Here is a 13,905-nt window from a genome sequence, read left to right as displayed (position 1 = left end):
CCCGCGGTCCGGCAAGATTAGGGCCGGGCGCGGCGGTCGGTGCGGACGACGACGGCGACCAGGAGGGCGGTCGACCAGCCGAACATCATCATGCCGGCGGCCGATTCGAAGGCGCCGAGCATGCGGTGGTGCGGCGGCAGGGTAAGCTCGGAGGCGCCCAGCGTGGTGAAGCTCGCCAGCGAGAAGTACATCGCGACGCCGAAGGTCTTGAACGCACCCCAATAGTAGAAATAAAGCACCGCCCATACGGTCACCTGCACGATATGGCCGACCAGCAGGATCATGACGGCGCTGACGCTGTGGGTGAGCATGTAGAACGTCGGATAGCGCGATTCCGGCGGCGACGGCAGGATGTCCATCATGCGGCTGAGCGCCAGCTGTGCCAGGACCTGGACGACGCCGGTCGCGCCGACCATCAGGATGCCGCGGACGATGTGGCCCATCGGTGCGTCGAGTTCCATGTCGCGCCGCCCTTGGTCAGCGTACCGAATAGACGAAGGAGCCACCCGTCTGGCGTCCGGCGCCGCTCGCCGATGGCACCGTTGCCGCCTCGTACACGAACAGGATGAAGTCGCCGAAGGCCTTGCGACCGTCGAACGGATCCTGCTGCGCGATGCGCGGGCAGTCTCCCTCGGGAGAACCGCAGACATAGAACTCCGTCGTCCCGTGGGAACCGATTCCCACCATGTCGCCGGTCTTTTGAGTCCGTATGAAGTTGTATTTGAGGTTTGGATTGATGTGCGGCCGCAGCTGCTTGGCGTTGAGATCGTCGATGCAGATGACGCAGGTCGGCCCCTGGGTAAAGGTCGGGTCGACGTGAACGATGCGCGACTGCGATTCCCGGGTGTTGTTGTTCGGGCAGCCCTCGATCTTGAAGGTGACGTTTCCGCTGGACGGCGCGACGTTGAACGACTGCAAGGGGTACTCGCACAGAAACAGTCTCTCGGCCTCTTCCAGGGTGAGGTTCCGGGTCCCGTGATGCGGCACTGTCCCGGTCACGTACTGATAGAGAGCCCTGAGGCGGCGGAGTTGAGGCGCCGAGTTGAGGGGAACCATGGTCCAGCTCTGGTTCCAGCCGTCCGTCATCTGGACACCCAGCGTGGGCGTGGGCGAGGTGACCTGGGTGGTGAACTGCGAGCCGGCGAACCGTCCCGTGCCGTCGCGCGCCGTCGTCACCATCGGCAGGCCGGTGGGGATGCTGATGGAGGGGGTGACGGCGTTGAGGGTCTGCGCCGTGCCGATGGAGATCGTCGCCTGCGAGGGCACGAACTCCGGGTCGGACAGCGCCTGGGCCAGGTTGAAGAAGATCTGGCGCTTGGTCAGCGAATTGAGCGAAGAGGCAAGGTCGGCGGTGTTGTAGTTCAGCTGCGTGCTGGCGCAGCCTGAGACCACAAGGCAGGCGACAATACAGATCAGGCGCAAAAACATCCGGGCACAATAAGGGAAAGCCAAAACGGTTGCTTGACTGCCTGTCCACAGACCATTGACTGGTTGTCCCAAAAAGAGGGACTCAGGCCCGGGACTTGCCCAGCAGGTGGTCGGAGATGATGCGCTGCTGGATCTCCGACGTGCCCTCGAAGATCTTGGTCAGGCGGGCATCGCGCCAGTAGCGCTCGACAGCATGCAGGGTGGTATAGCCCGCGCCGCCGAACACCTGCAGCGCCTCGGAGGTCACGCGCTCGGCCATCTCGGAGGCGAAGAGCTTCACCATGGCCGCCTCCTTGTCGCAGCGGCGCTTTTGGTCGATCTCGTCGCACACGAAGTACATGAGCTGGCGCGCCGCCTCGATGTCGGTCGCCATGCGGGCGAGCCGGAAACGGGTGTTCTGGAAATCGCCGATCGCCTGGCCGAACTGCCGGCGCTCCTGGGCATAGGCGGTGGCGTCCTCCAGCGCGCCGCGGGCGAGGCCGATCGAGCGCGCGGCCGTGTGGGCGCGGGCGCGCTCCAGGCCGGCCGAGATGTAGTAGAAGGCACGGCCTTCCTCGCCGATCAGGGCGGAGCCCGGCAGGCGGCAATCGTCGAAGGCGAGCTCCCAGGTTTTCCAGCCGAAGTAGCCGATCTTGGGAATGGGCGCGCCCTTGACGCCCGGCGGCAGCGTGCCGCGCGGCTTCTCGATCAGGAACGACGACAGGCCGACATGCTTGCGCTTGGGATCGGTTGGATCGGAGGTGCGCGCCACCAGCATGATGTAGTCGGCGCCGTCGGCGAAGGTGCACCAATATTTGTTGCCGTTGATCACCCAATCGTCGCCGTCGCGCCGCGCGCGGCAGGAGATCGCGCCCAGGTCCGAGCCGACATTTGGTTCCGACATGGCCGCTGCGCCCAAGAATTCACCACGCGCGGCGCGTGGCAGGAAAACGGCGCGTTGTGCGTCGGTCATGCCGCGGCCGGCCGACAGTCCGTTGCCGCGGGCGATGATGGAGGCGACGCTCATCCAGGCGCGCGCCAGCTCCTCGGTGATCAGGCAGTACTCGAAGACCCCCAGCCCCAGGCCGCCATACTGCTCGGGGATGACGATGCCGAAATAGCCCACGTCGGCCAGCTTCTGGATCAGCTCCGGCGGGATGTCGCCCTTCTCGGGATCGAGCTTGTTGGCGACCGGCAGCACCTCCTTCATGGCGAAGGCGCGCGCCGTTTCCTGGATCAGCCGGCGCTCGTCGGTCATGTAGCCCATGGTTTTTCTCCCTCCGTTGCCCCAGCATAGCAGCCAAATCATCCGCTCTTCAGGAGACCACCATGCTGAAGGCCCTTGTGGGCTCGTTTGCCGCGTCCTTGGCCGCGCTCTTTCTCTCTGCGGCTTCAACGATGGCACAGGATTGGCCGAGCAAGCCCATCACGGTGCTGATGGGTTTCCCTGCCGGCTCCGGCGTCGATGTCGTCGCCCGCATGCTGCAGCCGTCACTTGAGAAGTCGCTCGGCCAGCGCCTGGTCATCGACTACAAGCCCGGCGCCGGCGGCAATGTTGCATCGGAAGTCGTCGCTCGTGCTCAACCCGACGGCTACACCTTCCTGCTGGGCACCGCAGCGACGCACGGCGTCAATCCTGCGCTCTATCCCCGGCTGGCCTTCGACGTCGAGGCCGACTTCACGCCGGTCTCCACCCTGGTCGACGTGTCCAACGTGCTCGCCATCAATCCGGACGTGATCGATGCGACATCGGTGAAGGACTTCATTGCGAAGGTGAAGGCCGCTCCCGGCAAGTACAACTACGCCTCGACCGGCAACGGCACGGGCACTCATCTCGCCTTCGCCGAGTTCAACTTCAGGGCGGGCCTCGACATGGTCCACGTGCCTTACAAGGGTGGCCCCGACGCCATCCAGGCGGTGCTGAAAGGCGACGTCTGCTGCATCTTCAATCAGGTGCAGACGATCCTGCAGCAATACCGCGCCGGCAAGGTGCGGCTCCTGGGCGTCACCACCAAGAAGCGCGTGGCGGCGATCCCCGACGTCCCGACCATCGATGAGGCGGGCGTACCGGGCTACGAGAGCTATACGTGGTTTGCGATCTTCGGACCCAAGGGCGTCGATCCGACGATCGCCAGGAAGTTCAACGCGGCGATCAAGGTGGCGCTGGACGATCCCGAGACGCAGAAGAAGCTCGCTGAGCTCGGCAACACGCCGCGCTACGAGACCATCGAGCAGTTCACGGCAACGGTGAAGCGCGACCGCGCCAAGTGGGCCGAGGTCGTGAAGGCCGTCGGCGCGAAGGTGGACTGACATGAACATCGCCAAAGGAGGCAAGTCGATCTACGGCGCGCCGCTCGGCATTCTGATGCTGGAAGCGCGCTTCCCGCGCATTGCGGGCGACATGGGCAACGGCACGACCTGGCCGTTTCCCGTGCTGTTCCGCGTCGTGCGCGGCGCCAGTCCGGAGAAGGTCGTGCTGAACGGCGCGACCGGCCTGTTGCAGGACTTCGTCGCCGCGGCGACCGACCTGGTCGATCTCGGCGCCGAGGCGATCACCACCAACTGCGGCTTCCTGTCGATCTTCCAGCGCGAGATCGCGGCTGCCGTCGGCGTGCCGGTGGCGACGTCATCGCTGATGCAGGTGCCGTGGGTGCAGGCGACGCTGCCGCCCGGCAAGCGCGTCGGCATCGTTTCGGTGAGCGCGCAGAGTTTGACACCGGCCCATCTCGAGGGCGCCGGCGTGCCGCTCGATGCGCCGATCGCCGGCACAGAGAACGGCCGCGAGTTCTTCCGCGTGCTGATCAAGGGCGAGAAGCAGGACCTCGACGTCGATCTCGCGCGCCAGGACGTGGTCGAGGCCGGCAAGGGACTTGTCGCGCGCCACCCCGACCTCGGCGCCATCGTGCTCGAATGCACCAACATGCCGCCCTACGCGGCGGCATTGCAGGAAGCGATCGGCCTGCCGGTCTACGACATCTATTCGATGATCACCTGGTTCCACGCCGGGCTGAGGCCGAAGGTGTTTTAGTCTTGCCGGACCGCGGGCCTGGAGGCCCACGGTCCGGCAAGACTAGCGCGCGTCGGCCGCGATCATCTCCGCGCCCTTTTCGCCGATCATGATGGTGGGTGCATTGGTGTTGCCGGTCGTCAGCGTCGGCATCACCGAGGCGTCGATCACCCGCAGGCCCTGGATGCCGCGCACCCGCAATCGCGAATCGACCACCGCCCGCGGATCCTCCCCCATCTTGCAGGTGCCGACCGGGTGATAGAGCGTGTTGCCCGAGCGGCGCGCATAGGCCAGCAGGTCGGCATCGCTCTTGATGTCGGGCCCGGGCTGGATCTCGCCCTTGCTGTGCTGCGCCAGTGCCGGCGCGGCGAAGATCTTGCGTACATGGCGCGTGCCGCCCAGCAGCGCCAGCTCATCGGTGTGCGCGGAGAGGTAGTTGGGCTTGATGGCAGGCCGCGCGAACGGATCGGCCGAGGCGGCCATGATGGTGCCGCGGCTGTCGGGCTTCACCACGCAGACCACGCAGCTCATGCCCGGCTGCTCGTCGAGCTGGCCGAACTTCAGGGGATGTGTGCTGCCGGGCGTGAACAGGAGCTGCAGGTCGGGCGAGGCCAGCCCCTCGCGGCTGTCGCAGAATACCTGTGCCGTGGTGACGCCGAAGGTGAGCGCGCCCTTGCCGGTGAAGGCAAAGCGCAGGATCTCAGGCAGCACGCGCGGGAAGCGGGCGATCTCGTTCACCGTCTCCGTGCCGTGCACGCGATGCACCACGCGGATGACGTAGTGGTCGATCAGGTTGGCGCCGACACCGGGCAGGTCGTGCACCACCGGGATGCCGAGCGACTGCAGGTGCGCCGCAGGCCCGATGCCGGAGATCTGCAGGATGTGCGGTGAGTTGATCGTACCGCCCGACACGATCACTTCGCGGTTGGCGCGCACTTCAGTGATGTTGCCGCCGCGCTGGAAGGTGACACCGACACAGCGCTTGCCCTCGAACATCAGCTTGCCGCCCTGCGCTTCGGTCTCGACACGCAGGTTCGGCCGGCCCTTGGCCTCGCGCAGAAAAGTCTGCGCCGTCGATCCGCGGAAGCGGCCGCGCCGCGTCATCTGCGAATAGCCGACGCCTTGGCGCTGCTTGCCGTTGAGGTCGGGATTGAACGGGAAGCCCGCCTGCTGGGCCGCTTCGACGAAGCGATGGGTGAGCGGCAGGATGGTACGGTAGTCCTCGACCTTGAGCGGCCCGCCCTGCCCACGCACCTCGCTGTCGCCGCCCTGCACGTAGTGCTCGGACTTCTTGAAGTACGGCAGGACATCGTCGTAGCTCCAGCCGCGGCAGCCCATCTGCGCCCAGCCGTCGAAGTCGGCCGGCGCGCCGCGCACATAGAGCATGCCGTTGATCGAGCTCGAGCCGCCCAAGGTGCGCCCGCGCGGCCATTCCATGCGGCGCTCGCCGGTGCCCTTCTCGGGTTCGGTCGTATAGTTCCAATTGACCAACGGATTGCGGATCAGCGACCGCATGCCGGCCGGGATATGGATCATGGGATGCCAGTCGCTGGGCCCGGCCTCCAAGAGGATCACCGAGGCGCCCGTTTCCGACAGACGAGACGCGACCACACAACCGGCCGAGCCGGCACCCACCACGACGTAATCCGCCTTCATGGCGTTGCTCGCATTGGCGTTCTCTCCCGATATCGCTCGACAACCTCCATCGGTTTCCCATACCAAGCAACAAATTTGGAGGGATGGAGCAATGCGCGGTCGTCAGGTGTTCTTCGAGACGCTGCTGGCCCACGGCGTGGACCGCATCTTCGGCAACCCCGGCACCACCGAAAGCCCGCTGCTCGATTCGCTGCTCGACTACCCGCAACTTCAGTACATCGTGCATCTGCATGAGGGCGTGGCGGCCGGCGCCGCCAATTTCTACGCCCAGGCGAGCGGCAAGACCGGCTTCGTGAACCTGCATGTGGCGCCCGGTCTCGGCAACGCCATCGGCATGATCTACAGCGCGCTCAAGAACAACTCGCCCATGGTGGTGACGGCGGGCCAGCAGGACACCCGCATCCGGTTGCGTGATCCCGTGCTCGGCCACGACCTCGCGGCGATGTCCGCACCCGTCACCAAGTGGAGCGTGCAGGTCGAGAGCGCCGACGAGCTCGGCCCGATCCTGCAGCGCGCTTTCAAGATCGCCAACGATGCGCCGGCCGGGCCTGTGTTCGTGGCCCTGCCCATCAACGTCATGGAGCAGGAGACCAACGTTCCGGCCGGGAAGCCCGGGCAGGTCTTCAGTGCCAGCCGGCCCGATCCTGCGGGCATCGAGGCGATGTCGCGCCTGATCATCGCCGCCAAAAACCCGACGATCGTGGCGGGCGACGACGTGGCACGCGCCGGCGCGGGCAAGACCCTGGAGAAGCTGGTCGAGCGTATCGGCGCCTCGGTGTGGTTCGAGGGCCTGCGCGGGCGCAATTCCTTTCCGACGGACCATCCGGCCTATCGCGGCACGCTCGCCTTCGATGCACCGGGGGTGGCCAAGCAGTTTGCCGGCAACGACCTGGTACTGCTGGTCGGCGGGCCGTTCTTCGAGGAAGTCTGGTACGGCCCCGGCTCGCCGTTCCCGGCCGGCTGCAAGGTGCTGCAGATCGAGGCCGCGCCGCCGCGCATGGCCTACAATTTCGCCGTCGACGCCGGCGTGATCGCCGACGTCGACGCATCCCTCGAGGCGTTGTGGCAGACGACCACCGGCATCAACGGCGCGGCGGCCCGCGCGCGCCAGGATGCGTTCCGGGCCCAGAAGCAGGCCGAGGACGCGGCCCAGAAGGCGCGTGTCGAGAAGGCCTGGTCGCGCACGCCGACCTCCATGGCGCGCGTCATGGCCGAGCTGAAGGCAGCATCGCCGGCCGATGTCGTCGTGGTCGACGAGACCATCACGGCCAACCTCGACCTGTTCAAGACCTTCACCTTCTCAGGAGCCGGCGACTACTACAGCGGCCGCGGCGGCGGCATCGGCCAGGGCGTGGCCGGCGCGCTCGGCGTGGCGGTGGCCGAACCCGGCCGGCCGATCCTCTGCATCTCGGGCGACGGCTCGTCGATGTACTCCATCCAGGCGCTGTGGACGGCGGCGCACCACGACCTGCCGATCGTGTTCGTCATCCTGGCCAACCGCGAGTATCGCGTGTTGAAGCACAACATCGACGCCTACCGCGCGCGCTTCGACGTGAAGTCCAACAAGCCCTACATGCACATGGATCTCAGCGGCCCGGTGATGGGCTTCGTCGATCTCGCCAAGGGCATGGGCGTCGCCGGCACACACGTCACCAAGGCCGAGGACATCCAGAAGGCGGTGGCGGCCGCCTTCAGGTCGGGCAAGCCGCACCTGATCGAGATCGAGATCGAAGGGAAGCGGTAGAAAAGCCGTCATCCCGAGCGAAGCCGCCCGAAGGGCGGCGCAGTCGAGGGACCTGTTCTTGTTGGCAGCGGCCACAAGAAGAGGTCCCTCCGCTTCGCCTCGCTGCGCTCGGCTCCGGTCGGGATGACGATTTTTGCTACTTCTTCTTCGGCTTCGCCTTCACCCCGGCCATCGCGCGCACCTTGGCCTGGTGGTTGCGGGCGGCGTTGACCAGCATCGGCAGGTCGTTGCCGGCCAGCAGCATCTTCATGCCCTTGCCGATGTAGAGCTGCAGCAGCTCCTCGCTGTAGGCGCCGCCCATGCCCGGGAACTTGCGGTGCTTCTTGCAGGCGGCGACGACCGTGTCGACGGCCTCCTGGATCTTGGGATGCCCGTTCTCGCCGGGGACGCCCATCTCAATCGAGAGGTCGCTCGAGCCCACCAGCAGCGCATCGATGCCGGGCACCGCCGCGATCGCCTCGGCATTGCGCACCGCCTTGGGCGTCTCGATCATCACCGTGATCAGCGTGTTGTCGTTGGCGCGCTTGGTCATGTCGGCCATCTTCATGGGCGCGTAGTCGAACTGCGCCTGGCCGCCGCCCACCGAGCGATGGCCGATCGGCGCGTAGCGCAGCTTGTCGGCGATCTCGCGCGCTTCTTCCGCCGTGTCGACATGGGGGATGACGATGCCCAGCGCGCCGCCATCGAGGATGCGGGTCGCCATGGCGAGATCGCCGTAAGGCACGCGCACGATGGGCGCGATGCCGGAATCCTGCGCCGCCGTCGAGATCTCGCAGGCGTTCTCGATCGACATCGCGCCATGCTCGAGGTCGAGGAACAACCAGTCGAAGCCGGCCGCCTTCATCACCTTGATGATGTCGACGTTGCGAACCAGTCGCACGCCGATGCCAACGGCAAGCTGATTCTTTTTGAGCCGCGCCTTGGCGGCGTTGACTGCGAAGGCCATGTTTCCCCCTCTGACACCTTTGCGATAGGCTAGACGCCATGACCTTCCATGTCGAACGAATCGACCATGTCGTGCTGCGCTGCCGCGACCTGCCCGGCATGGTCCGCTTTTACGAACAGGCGCTCGGCTTCAACGTCGAGCGCAAGCTCGACCGCATCAGCCTGGTGCAGATGCGGGCCGGCGCTTCGCTGCTCGACCTGATCGCCGCCGAGCGGCCGCAAGACGCAGCCAACATGGATCACCTCTGCTTTCGCATCGAACCGTTCGACCGTGACGCCATCGTCACGCGTCTCGCGCCGTTCGGCATATCGGTCGGCGAAACCGTCGAGCGCTACGGTGCGGAAGGCAACGGTCCGTCGGTCTATTTCCATGATCCGGAAGGAAATCAGATCGAATTGAAGGGGCCCGCCGCCAGCCCGGCTCATTAGAGCTTGGCCGTTGCAGAGGTTGTGCTAGCCTCGCGCCACGGGGAGAACAGCGCCCTCAAGAGAACGGCGCGTCCTTGGGAGGAAAATTGATGCGTTCACGCGTGGCGTTTGCGGCCGGGACTCTTGCTGCGTTTGTATTGGCGGCGGCACCGGCTTTTGCCCAGAAGCAGGGCGGTACCCTGAAGATCTCCCATCGCGACAACCCGCCCAGCGCCTCGATCCACGAGGAAGCGACGATCTCGGTCGTCCAGCCGTTCATGGCGGCGTTCAACAACCTCGTGATGTTCGACCCCAACGAGAAGATCAACAGCCCCGACAAGATCGTGCCCGACCTGGCCGAGAGCTGGTCGTGGAGTCCCGACCAGACCAAGCTCACCTTCAAGCTGCGCTCCGGCGTGAAGTGGCACGACGGCAAGCCGTTCTCGGCCAAGGACGTGAAGTGCACCTGGGATGCGCTGATTGGTCAGGAAGAGAAGTCCGAGCTCATCCGCAAGAACCCGCGCAAGGTCTGGTACAGCAACCTCAAGGACGTGACCGTCGGCTCCGACACCGAGGTCACCTTTGTGCTCGGCCGGCCGCAGCCGTCGTTCCTGTCGATGCTGGCTGCCGGCTACTCACCGGTCTATGCCTGCCATGCCAACGGCCGCGACATGCGCTCCAAGCCGATCGGCACCGGCCCGTTCAAAGTCGTCGACTTCAAGCGCAACGAATCGATCAAGCTGGTGCGCAATCCCGACTACTGGAAGAAGGGCCGTCCCTATCTCGACGCCATCGACTGGAAGATCGTGCCCAACCGCAGCACGCGCACCCTGGGCTTCGTCGCCGGCGAATTCGACATGACGTTCGATTCGGACGTCACCTTCCCGATGCTGAAGGACGTCAAGGCGCAGAAGCCCGACGCCGTCTGCGAAGCGCGGCCGACCAACGTCAATGCCAACATCCTGATCAACCGCGACGCGCCGCCATTCGACAAGCCCGAGGTGCGCCGCGCGCTGGTGCTCGCGATCGACCAGAAGCCCTTCAACGACATCCTGTTCGAGGGCCATGCGCTCTACGGTGCGGCCATGCTGCCGCCGCCGGCCGGCTTCTGGGGCATGCCCAAGGAGATGCTGGAGACCTTGCCGGGCTTCGGCACCGACATCGCCAAGAACCGCGCCGAAGCCCGCGCGATCATGGAGAAGCTCGGCTACACCAAGGACAAGCCGCTCAAGATCAAGGTCGCGACACGCAACATCGCGATCTATCGCGATCCGGCGGTGATCCTGATCGACCAGCTCAAGGCCATCAACATCGACGCCGAGCTCGATCCGATCGACACCACCGTCTGGTACAACAAGATCCAGCGCAAGGACTACTCGGTCGGCATGAACCTGACCGGTGGCGGCGTCGACGATCCCGACACCGCCTTCTACGAGAACTTCCATTCGAGCTCGGACCGCAACTACACGGCCTACAAGAACCCCGAGGTCGATGCCCTGATCGAGAAGCAGTCGGCCGAGCTCGACCGCGACAAGCGCAAGAAGATCGTGTGGGAGATCGAGAAGAAGCTCGCCGAGGACGGCGCGCGTCCCGTGATCAACCACAACGTCGCCAACACCTGCTGGACGCCGCAGCTCAAGGGTCTCGTGCTGCAGCAAAACAGCATCTACAACGGTTGGCGCTTCGAAGACGTCTGGCTGGATCGGTAGGAACAACCGTGCGCCGCCGCCCACTCAGCTCCTTCATGCTCCTCTCCCCCGCTAGGGGGAGAGGCTGGGTGAGGGGGCGGCGCACGTCGAATCTCCCTCACCTAACCTCTCCCCCTAGCGGGGGAGAGGAACTCGAGAGTGATGGAAGGAAGGGCTGATGGGCTCCTACCTTGTCCGACGCTTCCTGCTGATGGCCCTGACCCTGTTCGGGATGTCCATCCTGATCTTCGTCATGCTGCGGCTGGTACCGGGCGACATTGCCGACATCCTGGTCGATGCCGCGGGCATCGCCGACGCCAAGGAGAAGGCCAAGATCGCCAAGGAGCTGGGGCTCGACCGGCCGATCCTCGAGCAGTACGGCCAGTGGATCGGCGGGCTCTCGCGCGGCGACCTCGGCTTCGCCTATGTCTCGGAGCGGCCAGCCATCGAGGAGATCGCCCCGCGCATCCCGATCAGCGCCAAGCTGACGCTCATGGCGTTGTTCTTCTCGATCATCCTCGGCGTGCCGTTCGGCGTGATCAGCGCGGTGCGCCAGAACACCGCGCTCGACTATTCCCTGCGCGTGATCAGTCTCAGCGGCCTGTCGCTGCCGTCCTTCTGGCTCGGCCTCCTGGTGCTGATGGCGTCGGTGCACTGGTTCGGCACCATCCCGATCTACACCAACGAGCCGCGTGGCTTCCTGCAGGAGGTCGGGCTTCTGGCCATTCCCGCTGCCGTCGTGGGCTTCCGAAGTTCGGCGCTGATCATGCGGCTGACGCGCTCGTCCATGCTGGAGGTCATGCGCCAGGACTACATCCGCACGGCGCGCTCCAAGGGCGCCTCCAACACCTCGGTGAACTACAACCACGCACTCCGCAATGCGCTCCTGCCGGTGGTCACCGTCATCGGCATCGAGGCGGCCTTTCTGGTCGGCGGCCTGATCGTCACCGAGACCGTGTTCAACATCCCGGGCGTGGCGCGCTTCCTGGTGGAGGCGATTCGCTGGCGCGACTATCCGATCGTGCAGAACCTGGTGATGCTGATCGCCTTCGTGGTCGTCACGGTCAATTTCCTGGTCGACATGGCCTACATGGTCCTCGACCCCCGCATCAAGTACGCGGATTAGAACAATGGCCATCATCGACCATGAGGCTGAACTCCACCGCGCCGGTGCCAACATCACCGGCTGGCGCAGCCAGCTGGTCTTCACGGCGCGGCGCTATCCGTTGGGCGCGGTCGGCGCGGTGATCGTGCTGACCTTCGTGTTCACCGCCGTTTTCGCCAACTTCATCGCGCCGTTCGACCCGACCTCGACCGACGCCAAGGCCTCGCTGGCCCGGCCCGGTGGCGTGTTCTGGCTGGGGGCCGACTTCATGGGCCGCGACATGTTCAGCCGCATCGTCTACGGCGCGCGCATTTCGCTTGCCGTCGGCCTCGGCGCTACCCTGATGGGCGGCATCCTCGGCGTGTCGATCGGCCTGATGAGCGGCTATCTCGGCGGCGCCGTCGACCTTCTCACACAGCGCCTGATGGACATCATGCAGTCCCTGCCGCTCCTGGTCATGGCGCTGGTTATGGCTGCGGCGCTCGGCCCTTCGCTCGAGAACACCATCATCGCCATCGCCATCCCGCTGGTGCCGAGCGTCGCCCGCGTCGTGCGCTCCAGCACGCTGTCGCTGCGCGAGCAGCCCTTCGTCGAGGCCGCGCGCGCTGTCGGCATGGGCGAATTGCGTATCGCCGTGCGCCATGTCCTGCCCAACACGCTGGCGCCGCTGATCGTGCTGGGAACGGCCCAGCTTGGCTCGGCGATCCTTGTCGAGGCCTCGCTCTCCTTCCTCGGGCTGGGCATCCCCGAACCCTATCCGTCGTGGGGCCGCATGCTGTCTGAATCTGCTGCCGAGTACGTGCGTACGGCGCCGTGGCTGGTCATCTTCCCCGGTGTCGCCATCAGCATGACGGTGTTCGGCACCAACCTGTTGGGCGACGCCCTGCGCGACATCCTCGATCCGAGACAGCGTTCATGAGCGCTCTTCTCGAGGTCCAAGACCTCGGCACCTGGTTCTATACGCGGCAGGGCATCGTCAGGGCGGTCGACGGCGTCGACTTCCACGTGGCCTCGGGCGAGACGCTGGCGATCGTCGGCGAATCGGGCTGCGGCAAGAGCATGACGGCGCTGTCGCTGATGCGGCTCATCCCCGACCCGCCGGGCCGCATCGTCTCGGGCTCCGTCAAGCTGGGCGGCCGCGACCTGCTGCAGATCAGCGAGGAGGAGATGCGCCGCGTCCGCGGCAACGAGATCTCGATGATCTTCCAGGAGCCGATGACGTCGCTCAATCCGGTGATGACCATCGGCAAGCAGATCGCCGAGGCGCTGATCCTGCATCGCGACTTGGATCGCAAGGCGGCCTTCAAGCGCGCCATCGAGATGCTCGACCTGGTGCGCATCCCCGAGCCGGCCCAGCGCGCCAAGGAATATCCGCACCAGCTCTCGGGCGGCATGCGCCAGCGCGCCATGATCGCCATGGCGCTGGCCTGCAATCCCAAGGTGCTGATCGCCGACGAGCCGACGACGGCGCTCGACGTCACCATCCAGGCGCAGATCCTGGAGCTGATCGTCGAATTGCAGCGCGAGTTCAGCGCCGCCGTCATCCTGATCACCCACGATCTTGGCGTCGTTGCCGAGACGGCGCGGCGGGTCATCGTCATGTATGCCGGCCGCAAGGTCGAGGAGGCCGAGGTCGGCGAGCTGTTCTCGCGGCCGCTCCATCCCTACACGGTGGGCTTGTTGGCCTCGATCCCGCGGCTCGACCTGATGCGCGGTCAGGCCGCGCGCAACACCGGCCGCCTGCAGGAGATCCCGGGCATCGTGCCGCCCCTGTTCGACCTGCCTGAGGGCTGCGCCTTCGCCCCGCGCTGCACCAAGGCCGACGATCTCTGTCGCCGCGAGCGGCCCGCCTACGAGCAGAAGAAGGAAGGCCATTGGGCGGCCTGCTGGCATTCCGATGTGTAAGGCTTCATGCTCTTTTGGACCGCGCGCATCCTGCGCGCTC

Annotated in this window: 13 protein-coding genes; 8 read left to right on the top strand and 5 right to left on the bottom strand. The window is 65.8% G+C overall.

Annotated elements, in window-relative coordinates:
* Positions 1–17 precede the first annotated feature (17 nt).
* The 3 genes from RSO01_RS42925 to RSO01_RS42915 form a co-directional block, all read right to left on the bottom strand.
* Positions 18–461 carry an ion channel gene (locus RSO01_RS42925; RefSeq protein WP_147156748.1) on the bottom strand — a complete coding sequence of 148 codons (444 nt, stop codon included), beginning with the start codon at positions 459–461 and terminating at the stop codon, positions 18–20.
* 16 nt (positions 462–477) lie between these two features.
* Positions 478–1,428: a hypothetical protein gene (locus RSO01_RS42920; RefSeq protein ID WP_147156747.1), complete on the bottom strand. Its 951-nt coding sequence runs from the start codon at positions 1,426–1,428 to the stop codon at positions 478–480.
* An 82-nt stretch (positions 1,429–1,510) separates the two neighbouring features.
* Complete coding sequence (locus tag RSO01_RS42915; RefSeq protein ID WP_147156746.1) at positions 1,511–2,674, bottom strand: acyl-CoA dehydrogenase family protein; 1,164 nt, start codon at positions 2,672–2,674, stop codon at positions 1,511–1,513.
* Positions 2,675–2,736: 62 nt separating this feature from the next.
* Between RSO01_RS42915 and RSO01_RS42910 the strand changes: the two genes are divergently transcribed.
* Positions 2,737–3,717, top strand: a complete 981-nt coding sequence (locus RSO01_RS42910; protein WP_147156745.1) for a Bug family tripartite tricarboxylate transporter substrate binding protein — start codon at positions 2,737–2,739, stop codon at positions 3,715–3,717.
* A 1-nt stretch (position 3,718) separates the two neighbouring features.
* Positions 3,719–4,435 (top strand): aspartate/glutamate racemase family protein, encoded by a 717-nt coding sequence (locus RSO01_RS42905; protein ID WP_147156744.1) that lies wholly within the window; start codon positions 3,719–3,721, stop codon positions 4,433–4,435.
* A gap of 42 nt (positions 4,436–4,477) precedes the next feature.
* Here RSO01_RS42905 and RSO01_RS42900 read toward each other — a convergent pair whose 3' ends face one another.
* Positions 4,478–6,070: a GMC family oxidoreductase gene (locus RSO01_RS42900; protein WP_147156743.1), complete on the bottom strand. Its 1,593-nt coding sequence runs from the start codon at positions 6,068–6,070 to the stop codon at positions 4,478–4,480.
* 91 nt (positions 6,071–6,161) lie between these two features.
* Here RSO01_RS42900 and RSO01_RS42895 point away from each other — a divergent pair, with 91 nt between their 5' ends.
* Complete coding sequence (locus tag RSO01_RS42895) at positions 6,162–7,814, top strand: thiamine pyrophosphate-binding protein (RefSeq protein ID WP_147156742.1); 1,653 nt, start codon at positions 6,162–6,164, stop codon at positions 7,812–7,814.
* Between the two features lie 136 nt (positions 7,815–7,950).
* Here RSO01_RS42895 and RSO01_RS42890 read toward each other — a convergent pair whose 3' ends face one another.
* Positions 7,951–8,760: an HpcH/HpaI aldolase family protein gene (locus RSO01_RS42890; RefSeq protein WP_147156741.1), complete on the bottom strand. Its 810-nt coding sequence runs from the start codon at positions 8,758–8,760 to the stop codon at positions 7,951–7,953.
* 38 nt (positions 8,761–8,798) lie between these two features.
* On the opposite strand from RSO01_RS42890, the gene RSO01_RS42885 reads away from it, so the two are divergent.
* From RSO01_RS42885 to RSO01_RS42865, 5 genes are all read left to right on the top strand, one after another.
* Positions 8,799–9,188, top strand: a complete 390-nt coding sequence (locus RSO01_RS42885; RefSeq protein WP_147156740.1) for a VOC family protein — start codon at positions 8,799–8,801, stop codon at positions 9,186–9,188.
* Between the two features lie 89 nt (positions 9,189–9,277).
* A complete protein-coding gene (locus tag RSO01_RS42880; protein WP_147156739.1) occupies positions 9,278–10,876 on the top strand; it encodes an ABC transporter substrate-binding protein in 1,599 nt (532 codons plus the stop codon).
* A 157-nt stretch (positions 10,877–11,033) separates the two neighbouring features.
* A complete protein-coding gene (locus tag RSO01_RS42875) occupies positions 11,034–11,981 on the top strand; it encodes an ABC transporter permease (protein ID WP_147156738.1) in 948 nt (315 codons plus the stop codon).
* Between the two features lie 4 nt (positions 11,982–11,985).
* Complete coding sequence (locus RSO01_RS42870; protein WP_147156737.1) at positions 11,986–12,879, top strand: ABC transporter permease; 894 nt, start codon at positions 11,986–11,988, stop codon at positions 12,877–12,879.
* Positions 12,876–13,865 (top strand): ABC transporter ATP-binding protein, encoded by a 990-nt coding sequence (locus RSO01_RS42865; RefSeq protein WP_147156736.1) that lies wholly within the window; start codon positions 12,876–12,878, stop codon positions 13,863–13,865. The genes RSO01_RS42870 and RSO01_RS42865 overlap by 4 nt, the downstream gene beginning before the upstream one ends.
* The last annotated feature ends 40 nt before the right edge of the window (positions 13,866–13,905 follow it).

It is taken from the genome of Reyranella soli, assembly GCF_007992495.1.
GTDB classification, from domain to species: Bacteria; Pseudomonadota; Alphaproteobacteria; order Reyranellales; family Reyranellaceae; genus Reyranella; species Reyranella soli.
The sequence above is the reverse complement of the archived record's forward strand: the minus strand, read 5'-3'. Positions and strand labels throughout refer to the sequence as shown.

Bases quoted from the DNA above. Each gene is read 5' to 3' on its own strand.
- RSO01_RS42925 (WP_147156748.1), bottom strand. From the start codon at position 461: ATGGAACTCGACGCACCGATGGGCCACATCGTCCGCGGCATCCTGATG.
- RSO01_RS42920 (WP_147156747.1), bottom strand. From the start codon at position 1,428: ATGTTTTTGCGCCTGATCTGTATTGTCGCCTGCCTTGTGGTCTCAGGC.
- RSO01_RS42915 (WP_147156746.1), bottom strand. From the start codon at position 2,674: ATGGGCTACATGACCGACGAGCGCCGGCTGATCCAGGAAACGGCGCGC.
- RSO01_RS42910 (WP_147156745.1), top strand. From the start codon at position 2,737: ATGCTGAAGGCCCTTGTGGGCTCGTTTGCCGCGTCCTTGGCCGCGCTC.
- RSO01_RS42905 (WP_147156744.1), top strand. From the start codon at position 3,719: ATGAACATCGCCAAAGGAGGCAAGTCGATCTACGGCGCGCCGCTCGGC.
- RSO01_RS42900 (WP_147156743.1), bottom strand. From the start codon at position 6,070: ATGAAGGCGGATTACGTCGTGGTGGGTGCCGGCTCGGCCGGTTGTGTG.
- RSO01_RS42895 (WP_147156742.1), top strand. From the start codon at position 6,162: ATGCGCGGTCGTCAGGTGTTCTTCGAGACGCTGCTGGCCCACGGCGTG.
- RSO01_RS42890 (WP_147156741.1), bottom strand. From the start codon at position 8,760: ATGGCCTTCGCAGTCAACGCCGCCAAGGCGCGGCTCAAAAAGAATCAG.
- RSO01_RS42885 (WP_147156740.1), top strand. From the start codon at position 8,799: ATGACCTTCCATGTCGAACGAATCGACCATGTCGTGCTGCGCTGCCGC.
- RSO01_RS42880 (WP_147156739.1), top strand. From the start codon at position 9,278: ATGCGTTCACGCGTGGCGTTTGCGGCCGGGACTCTTGCTGCGTTTGTA.
- RSO01_RS42875 (WP_147156738.1), top strand. From the start codon at position 11,034: ATGGGCTCCTACCTTGTCCGACGCTTCCTGCTGATGGCCCTGACCCTG.
- RSO01_RS42870 (WP_147156737.1), top strand. From the start codon at position 11,986: ATGGCCATCATCGACCATGAGGCTGAACTCCACCGCGCCGGTGCCAAC.
- RSO01_RS42865 (WP_147156736.1), top strand. From the start codon at position 12,876: ATGAGCGCTCTTCTCGAGGTCCAAGACCTCGGCACCTGGTTCTATACG.